General features: G+C 66.4%; 6 protein-coding genes. 5 read left to right on the top strand and 1 reads right to left on the bottom strand.

Features of this window, described 5'->3' with window-relative positions:
- The 5 genes from Q0629_RS06250 to Q0629_RS06270 all read left to right on the top strand — a co-directional run.
- Positions 1 to 373, top strand: a 373-nt coding sequence (locus Q0629_RS06250; protein ID WP_298780306.1) for a hypothetical protein, incomplete at its 5' end; no start/stop codon positions are given.
- Positions 374 to 380: 7 nt separating this feature from the next.
- Positions 381 to 3,626, top strand: a complete 3,246-nt coding sequence (locus tag Q0629_RS06255; protein WP_298780307.1) for a hypothetical protein — start codon at positions 381 to 383, stop codon at positions 3,624 to 3,626.
- Positions 3,627 to 3,759: 133 nt separating this feature from the next.
- Positions 3,760 to 4,725, top strand: a complete 966-nt coding sequence (locus Q0629_RS06260; RefSeq protein ID WP_298780309.1) for a 2-phosphosulfolactate phosphatase — start codon at positions 3,760 to 3,762, stop codon at positions 4,723 to 4,725.
- Positions 4,722 to 5,969, top strand: a complete 1,248-nt coding sequence (larC, locus tag Q0629_RS06265; RefSeq protein ID WP_298780312.1) for a nickel pincer cofactor biosynthesis protein LarC — start codon at positions 4,722 to 4,724, stop codon at positions 5,967 to 5,969. The genes Q0629_RS06260 and larC overlap by 4 nt, the downstream gene beginning before the upstream one ends.
- A 50-nt stretch (positions 5,970 to 6,019) precedes the next feature.
- Positions 6,020 to 6,763 carry a DUF4230 domain-containing protein gene (locus Q0629_RS06270; protein WP_298780315.1) on the top strand — a complete coding sequence of 248 codons (744 nt, stop codon included), beginning with the start codon at positions 6,020 to 6,022 and terminating at the stop codon, positions 6,761 to 6,763.
- Positions 6,764 to 6,851: 88 nt separating this feature from the next.
- On the opposite strand, the gene Q0629_RS06275 is transcribed toward Q0629_RS06270, so the two are convergent.
- Positions 6,852 to 7,787 (bottom strand): Rpn family recombination-promoting nuclease/putative transposase, encoded by a 936-nt coding sequence (locus Q0629_RS06275; protein ID WP_298780317.1) that lies wholly within the window; start codon positions 7,785 to 7,787, stop codon positions 6,852 to 6,854.
- Positions 7,788 to 8,071: the final 284 nt, after the last annotated feature.

The raw sequence follows: 8,071 nt of genomic DNA on the forward strand, positions 1-8,071 counted from the left end.
GACGTTTCAGGGGGCCGGGGCGGGCGACGCGGCCTACGCGGTCGTCGGCCGGGGTGGCGTCCCCGCCTCCGAGGCGGAGGCCGCAGGCGCGCTCTCCGTCCTCCCCGACGAGGGCGGCGTCACCATCAAGCTGACGGCCTGGCTGGCCAATCTGCAGGCCGGGGCCGGACCCCGCCTCCTCCATGGGCTCCTCCTCGTGCCGGACGGCACGGCGGACGGGACGCTGGGGGGCACGATGTGGACGACGGAGCGCCCCTCGGCGCAAAACGGGAAGGCCGGCGGCTCGGGCAGCGGCTGCGTGGGGACGAGCTCCCCGGCCGTTCTGGCGCTCGCCGGATGGCTTCTCTTGAGATGCTCCAGGAAAGGAAGGTAACCCGCAGATGAAAAAATTTTTGCCCTTGCTCCTGCTCCTGCTGGCGCCGGTCTGGGCCGCACCCCTGGCGGAGGCGGCGACGAAGCCTGTCAATTCCGAGGCCGACCTCAAAAACGCCCTCCTGAGCCTCGCGTCGGAGGACATCACGGAAATCGTCGTCAATTCCGACATCACACTGACCGCTGCACTTCCGGAGGTTTCGCCGGATCAGGACCTCACCATCAAAGGGTCAGTAAAGACGATCAACGGCGGTGACAATCCAATCTTCAAGGTGATGAAAGGGAAAGTAGCCTTTCAGGGCCTGACCCTGACGAAAGGAACCAGGGCCGTCCATGCCGCGAACGGGACCGACGTGAAGTTCGACGCCGTGACCTTCGCGGGCAACGGCGGGGCCGTCAAGGTCGACGGGGGCGCTAAGGCGGAGTTCACCGGCGGGACGAAATTCCAGAATAACAGCGCGGCGGACGGTGGGGCCGTCCATGCCGCGAGCGGAGCCGACGTGAAGTTCGACGCCGTGACCTTCGACGGCAACAAAGCAACGGTTAACGGCGGGGCCGTCTACGCCGAGGACGGCTCCGCCGTGAAGTTCGGCGCTGCGACCTTCACGGGTAACTCCGCAAAGGACGGTGGTGCGATCTACGTCAAGTCAGGCGTCCTGACCCTGCCGGAGGGCGTCGTGCTGAGGGGCAACGACGCGACGGATAGCGGCGGGGCCGTCTATGCCGCGAGCGGGGTCGACGTAAAGTTCGGCGCCGCGACCTTCGAGGGTAACCACTCCAAGAAGAAGGGCGGCGCGCTCTACGTTTCCGAGAGCGTCACCGTCAACGAAAACGTGACGTTCCAGAAAAACGGGGCGGACGGGACGAACGGCATGGGAGGCGCGATCTACAGCGCCAAGGACGTCACGTTGCAGAAAGCCGCTTTCAAGGAGAACTCGTCGGGGGGCAGCGGGGGCGCGGTCTATGCGGATGGGGTTGTCAAGGGCACCGGTTCCAACTTTCAAGCCAACCAGGCAGCCCTTGACGGCGGCGCGATCTGCGCGAAAGGGGCAACGGTGCTCGAGGAGTGCGGTTTTCTGAACAACAGCACCACCAGCGGCCCTGGCGGCGCAATCCGCACCAGCAACGGAGGGACGGACGTCCAGTCCTGTACCTTCAAGGACAATACCTCCGGAACGAATGGCGGCGCGATCTTCCTTGACGGCGGCACGGGCGCCAGCTCCTTTAGAAAGCTCTACTTTGCCAAGAACACGGCGTCTTCCAGCGGCGGGGCCATCTCCTGCGGCGGCACCGGCACTGACAACACAATAGAGGTATCGGACTCGGCGTTCCTCAACAACACCGCGGGGGGGAGTCAGGGTGGAGCCTTGAACCTGGCTGGGATACAGGCCACCGTGGTACGCTCCACGTTTGAGGCCAACGAGTGTGCGACGGGCGGCGGAGGCGCGATCTTCAGTACTGCCGGGCTTTCCCGAATCGCCAACTGCACCTTCTACGACAACCAGGCCGGCAGCTCAGGCGACGGCGGCGCGGTTAACCTCGACGGCACCACCGATAACGACCGCACGGCGCTCTTCTACAATACCTTCGTCAACAACAAGGCCGGCGGCAACGGCGGCGGCCTCTACACCAAGGTGGCGCTCCGCATGATGGGCAACGTCCTCGTGGGGAATAACGCCCCCGCCACCCACGGGGCCGACGTGTTCTCCGCCGGGAGCCGAAAGATCACCTCCCTGGGCTATAACGTCATGCGCGTTTTCGGGACGCAGGGAGGCAGCGGCCCCATCGACGTTTCCGGCCTCTGGACGGACTACGTCGGACCGACCAGCGAGAGCGTGAAGGAGGACAGCATCGACGTCGGGAACGCCCCGGCAGCCTTCTTCGGCGCGGATCCAAAACTGACGGAAAGTGACGTCGCGGTGGGCGCGGCGTCCTCCTATCGCCTCCGGGTGCTCGTCCCCTCAAACCCGCCCAACCATCTGCTGGATCGTATCCCAAACCGCTACGCCAGCAGCCGCTTCGTCATTTATTTCTCCGGAATCTCAAAGACCGACGGGGGTAAAACGCACACGGACGAGCGCGGTCAGGACCGAGACGTTTCCTCGGTGGGGGACAACGACATCGGCGCCTACGAGCGCGGAACGGGCGGGTCCGCCAACGATCCAGACAACCCGGGCGGCCTGGGTGGCCTGGCCACCATCCGCATCAGCGGTGTCCCCAACTCGCTGACGTCCATCGGCCAGACCGCCAGCCTGGTCGCCGAGGCCTACGACCAGGGCGGCAAGAGGATCGCAGCCCTCGTGCCGGTCACCTGGCGCAGCAGCAACACGGGCGTGGCCCACATCGACGACAACGGAAACCTGGTGGCCCTGAGCCTGGGCACGACGGTCATCCGCGCCACGACGAAGTCGAACTCCATGAACGGTTCCCCCGCCACGGACTCGGTCACCCTCACCGTGGATAAGGACGTTTCGGACTACCTGAACATCCACCCGCGCATCTGGCAACAGCTGGGCATCTACAACGAGGCGGCCGCGTCGAGCGGCAGCACCCTGGCCTTTGCCGACGTGAACCCCGCCCTGGTGCAAGCCGGAGCGTTTCAAACGGCCTTCCGCGGCGCCTGGTCCGCCAGCGCCAGCCAGATCACGAAGTTGGGGGCCTCCGCGCCCATCTCCGTCAAGTCCGCCAGCGGCTTCTCCATCGACGGCTACACGGCAGAGAAGCCCGGCGCGTCCCTGACCCTCGGCGGGCGCAAGAAGGGCGAGGTGCTGGCCCTGCTGTACCGGTGGAGCTTCAACTGGGAGACGCTTTCGAAACTCCTGGGGCGCAAGGTGACGGAGCTCCCGTCGGCCCCTGAGCTCTTTAGGGCCCTCCGGGTGGACTTCGTCCCCGCAGCGGGGGCGACCGGCTGGAACGTCATCGGCGCCGGAGGCGTCAGCGCTCAGGACGCGGCGGCAAAGGGCGCTCTGAAGCTCGTTCGCGGGAACAACGGCGTCACCGTCGCCCTGACGGCGTACCTGGCCAACGCAGGCGGTGCGGCCTCTGACGGCGCGCGGCTGATGAACGGCCTGCTGGTGGTGCCGGACGGGACGGCGGACGCCTCCGTCGGCGGCACGATGTGGATCTCCCAGAGGGTCGCCTCGTCGGGCGGCGGTTCCAAGGGGAGCGGCGAGGGAGGCGGCGGCTGCAGCCTCGGCCTCGTCGGGGCCCTCGGACTTGCGCTTGCCGGAGGGCTCCTCCTGAGGCGGCGCTGACCTGACCCTCTAACGGCGCAGCGGGCAGGAGCCGGGCCTGCGGGACAGCGGCGGGCTTCCCCGCCCGCTGCCCGTTCCTCCCGGCGCTTCCCGTGGGTTATAATGGTGCACGTTGACACGGGAGGGATGGCTTATGGCAAAACCAATTGAGGCCGACGTGGTGCTGTCGTGCGGGGAGCACCTGCCGGCCGTTGACGTGTGGATGGTCATCGACGTCCTGCGCGCCACCACGGTGATAACGCGCTGGTTCGAGCTGGGCGGGGGCGACCTGTTCCCCGTCGGCTCCGTGGAGGCGGCGCGGCGCCTGGCCCGTACCCTGGCGAACGAGGGAGCCGCCCCCCTCCTGATGGGCGAGGAGAACGGCATCCCGCCCCAGGGCTTCGACCTCGGCAACTCGCCGCTGGACCTGACCCGCGACCTCATCCGGGAACACCCCCGCGCCGTCATGGCCACGACCAACGGCACGGGGGCCCTTCTGAGCGCCGCCGCGACGGGGGTCCCCGTCGTCGTCGCCTGCGCGCGCAACGCCACAGCCGCCCTGAACTGCGCGCTCTCCCTGGGGTCCCGCATCGGCATCCTCTGCGCCGGGCGCAAGCGCCGCCCCGCCTGGGACGACACGATATGCGCCGGGGTCATCCTGGATGAGCTCACCCGACGCGCTCCGGACCTCCTGCTGGCGGACAGCGCCCGCCTGGCCCTCCTGACGTGGCGCACCAGCGGCGACAAGCTCTTGAGCTCCGTGCAGACCGCGGACCATGCCGTCTTTCTGAACAAGATCGGCTACGGGCCGGACGTTGCCTTCGCCTGCGAGGTCGACGCGGCCTCCGTGGCCCCCATGCTGCACGAGGAACCTCAGGAGGGTGAGATGCGGGCCGTGCTGCGCAACGCCGGGAGCGTCCCGCGCCCCGCGCCGGAGCCCCCGTCGCCTCCCTCCGCCGCTCCGGCCCCGAAACCCCTTCAGGGGACTGACCCCTTCAAGGACCTGTTGCGCTACGCGCAGGACGGGAACGAGGCTCCACGGTACTTCTTCCTCGGCGGTGCACGTCGGGCGGTGGGGAAGAAGATGGACATGGCGCTGAAGGAGGAGGAAAGACGATGAGGACGCTCTACCTGGACTGCTTCGCCGGCGCGGCGGGGGACATGATCGTCGGCGCGTTGCTGAACCTGGTGCCCTCCCCCTCCGTCCTGCGGGACGGACTGAAGAAGGTGACGGCGTTCGCGCCGGAGGAGTATGAGCTCGTCATCGAGGAGGGCGTGAAGAACGGCATCGCCGGCATCAACTTCGACGTCATCCTGCCCGGCATGCCCCACGACGAGGGAGAGGGGGACTGCGGGCACCGGGAACAGGAGCCCGCGCACGGCGGGCACGAACACGCGCACCGCCACCTGGCCGACATCGAGGAACTGATCGCGGGGAGCGGGCTGAGCGACCGGGTGAAGCGCGAGGCCCTGCGGGCCTTCTCCCTCCTGGCTCAGGCGGAGGCCAGGGTCCACGGCGTCAGGCCGGACCAGGTCCACTTCCACGAGGTCGGCGCGGTGGACTCCATCATCGACATCGTTGGGACCTTCATCCTGATGGACTTCCTGGGGTGGCCGCGGGTGATCTCCTCCCCCATCAACACGGGGTCAGGGACCGTGCGCTGCGCCCACGGCGTGCTGCCCGTGCCGGCCCCGGCCACGGAGCTCCTGCTGCATGGGCTGCCCGTGTTCGCCGAGGGGGAGCCCATGGAGCGCACCACGCCCACCGGTGCGCTCCTGATCGGGATGCTGGCGGACGGCTTCGGCCCCATTCCTCCAGGGCGTATCACGGCGTCGGGATTCGGGCTGGGGAACCGCACGACGCCCGACATGCCGAACGTCCTGCGCGCGCTCCTGATGGAGTCCGGGGCGGAGGACGACGGCCTGGTGCGCGAGCGTCTGGTGCTTTTGGAGTGCAACATCGACGACATGAACCCCCAGGACTTCGAGCCCGTGAGCGAGAAGCTGTTCCGCGACGGAGCCCTCGACGTCTGGACGGAGCCCATCTACATGAAGAAGAGCCGGCCCGCCGTCCGCTTCTGCTGCCTTGCGGCCCCGGAGCAGGCGAAGGGCCTCTCCCTGACCATGCTTCGGGAAACCACCTCCCAGGGCGTGCGCCGGATCGACGTGACGCGCGAACGGCTGAACTGGAGGATCGACCGCGTGTCCACCATGCTGGGGGAGTTGAACGTCAAGACGGCCCTCATCGGTGACACCCCCCTGCGCCGGACGCCGGAGTACGAGGACCTGAAGCGCCTCGCAATCGAACACGGGCTCCCCATAACGGAAATCCGGCGCCGCATCGCCGGGGAGATGCAGCCATAGGCTGCGAAGGCGACCCCCGCTGGAAATTGTTCTGCATTGGAGGCTAAGGCATGGGTTTTCAACTGCACCTGATCGTCGCGTTTTTGTTGATCGTGTCCGTCGCCCTGAACGTCCTGCTCCTGACGCGCCGCCGCGGGCCGGAGAGGGCCCGCTCCGTGCGGACCACCGTCATGGACGCCATCCGGAACGTCAGCGAGCTGGCCACGGTCCGCGCGCGCTTCCTCTCCCGCATCGACTTTCGGGGGGCGCTGGACATCCCCATCCTGAGGCACCTCCCCGGCACGACGCGAAAGCTCCTCATGTGCTACAGCGGGGACATCGTCTGCGGCTGCGACCTGTCCGAGGTCAGGATATCGGAGCGGTTTGGCGTGAACCGCGTCCGCATCACGATCCCCCACAGTCGCATCACGCACATCGCCCCGGACGCCTCGAGCTACGAGGTCTACGACCAGACCAACGGCCTCTTCAACCCCATCCGGCTGGACGACCAGAATCGCGAGGTGGCGGCAGACCTGGAAACGGTGCGCCAGCACGTGATGCGGGACGGGGTCATCCTGAAGCGCGCCGACGAGAACGTCAAGCGCCTCTTGGGGGCCATCATGAAGTCCACGGGCGTGGACGCGGAGATCGTGTTCCGCGACGAGCCGGAGGGGGTGGCGCTCATCGGGGACGGGGAGAGGGCCGAGGCCATCGAGGCCCCCGTCGAGATGCTGGACCTCACCGGGAAGCTGGAGCGGTCCGAACCCGTCGCGGCCTCAGCCGAGCGCCCAGCGGACGTCGAGGCGAACCCCTAAGAGAACACGCACCATTTTTGAAAGAGCTTTTAAAGCGACAGGCGCCCCTGCTTCGGGAGCGCCTGTCCTGTAGACTTCGCGGTCAGCCTCACGGCTGATCCCTCCGCAGCGCCTCGACTTCGTCAGGGGAGAGGCCGGTGAAGTCAACGACCTGCTCGGACGAAACGCCCCGCGCCAGCATCCGTCGCGCTGTGGAGGCAATGCCTCTCGCCTCGCCCTCGGCGCGGGCAACTCGACGGATCGTTTCGTCGCGCGTTATCTCGTCCCGCATCGCCTTATAGCTCATGATGTAACTCTGGCGTTCCTCTCGGCTCTGCAAAAACAGCTTCTCCAAACTCAGCGCCTGGCCAATCATCGCATCCTTCACCATCGCCTCTGGCATCTTCTTCGCCTCCATCCCCGCAAGGTACATCAGCCAATACTCCAGACGATTCCGCGGCGTCCCGTAATTCACGTACTTCGGAACCTCGAGGTAGATCAGCTTCAGGTCGTCGCTCAGCTTCTCCCCGCTCTCCACATCGCACAGACAAAACTCACGGCGAAAGCGTTCCCCCACAAACAGGCTGAACGCCAGAACGTGTATCGATATCGTCCGCTTCAAATCCAGGTACGAAGCACCCACCTCCAACTGAGAGGCGTGCAGCATACTGAGATAGTACGCGGAACGCTGCAGGTAGTCGTTCCAGTTCCTCACCTGCACCTCTACCTCCACCTGCGTGCCGTCCGCCATCTTGGCCACGATGTCCAGGTGGCAGTTCTTCCCCTCGACCCGCACAGCGGAGAGCTCACGGTTCGCGTACTTCAAATCGGTGAAGCCCGCGCTTCCATCCGGAAACACAAAGGCGTTCACAAGGTCCAGAAACAAGGGCTTGCGCTCCTCGCGACCAAACAAAAATTTAAAGAAACGATCGTTGAGGCGGTATATCCTTCCCTGCTCCAGCTCCGCCTCGATTTGCCCTTCCGTCACAGGCCCCAACGCCGGACCGATCAGCTCACCGTCGCGCTCCCGCTCTGCGTCCTCCATAGCCCCCACCCCCTCACAACTTTATTATACAATTGGACGGTTGCGTTCAGATTCACAATCCAGCACCTCAAATGCCTCCCCTGTAAGGGGAGGTGGTCCGAAGGACCGGAGGGGTATTGCTTCATCAGGTGGGCCTAAAGCACAGGCGCCCCCGCATCGGAGAGCGCCTGGCCAATCATCGCATCCCTGGGCTTCGCCGGCAACCTCACGGTTCCCCGCTCCGCAGCGCCTCAACCTCGTCAGGGGAGAGGCCGGTCGCCTGGGATATCTGCTCGGACGTGAAG

This window comes from uncultured Fretibacterium sp., assembly GCF_938030725.1.
Classification (GTDB): Bacteria; Synergistota; Synergistia; order Synergistales; family Aminobacteriaceae; genus Fretibacterium.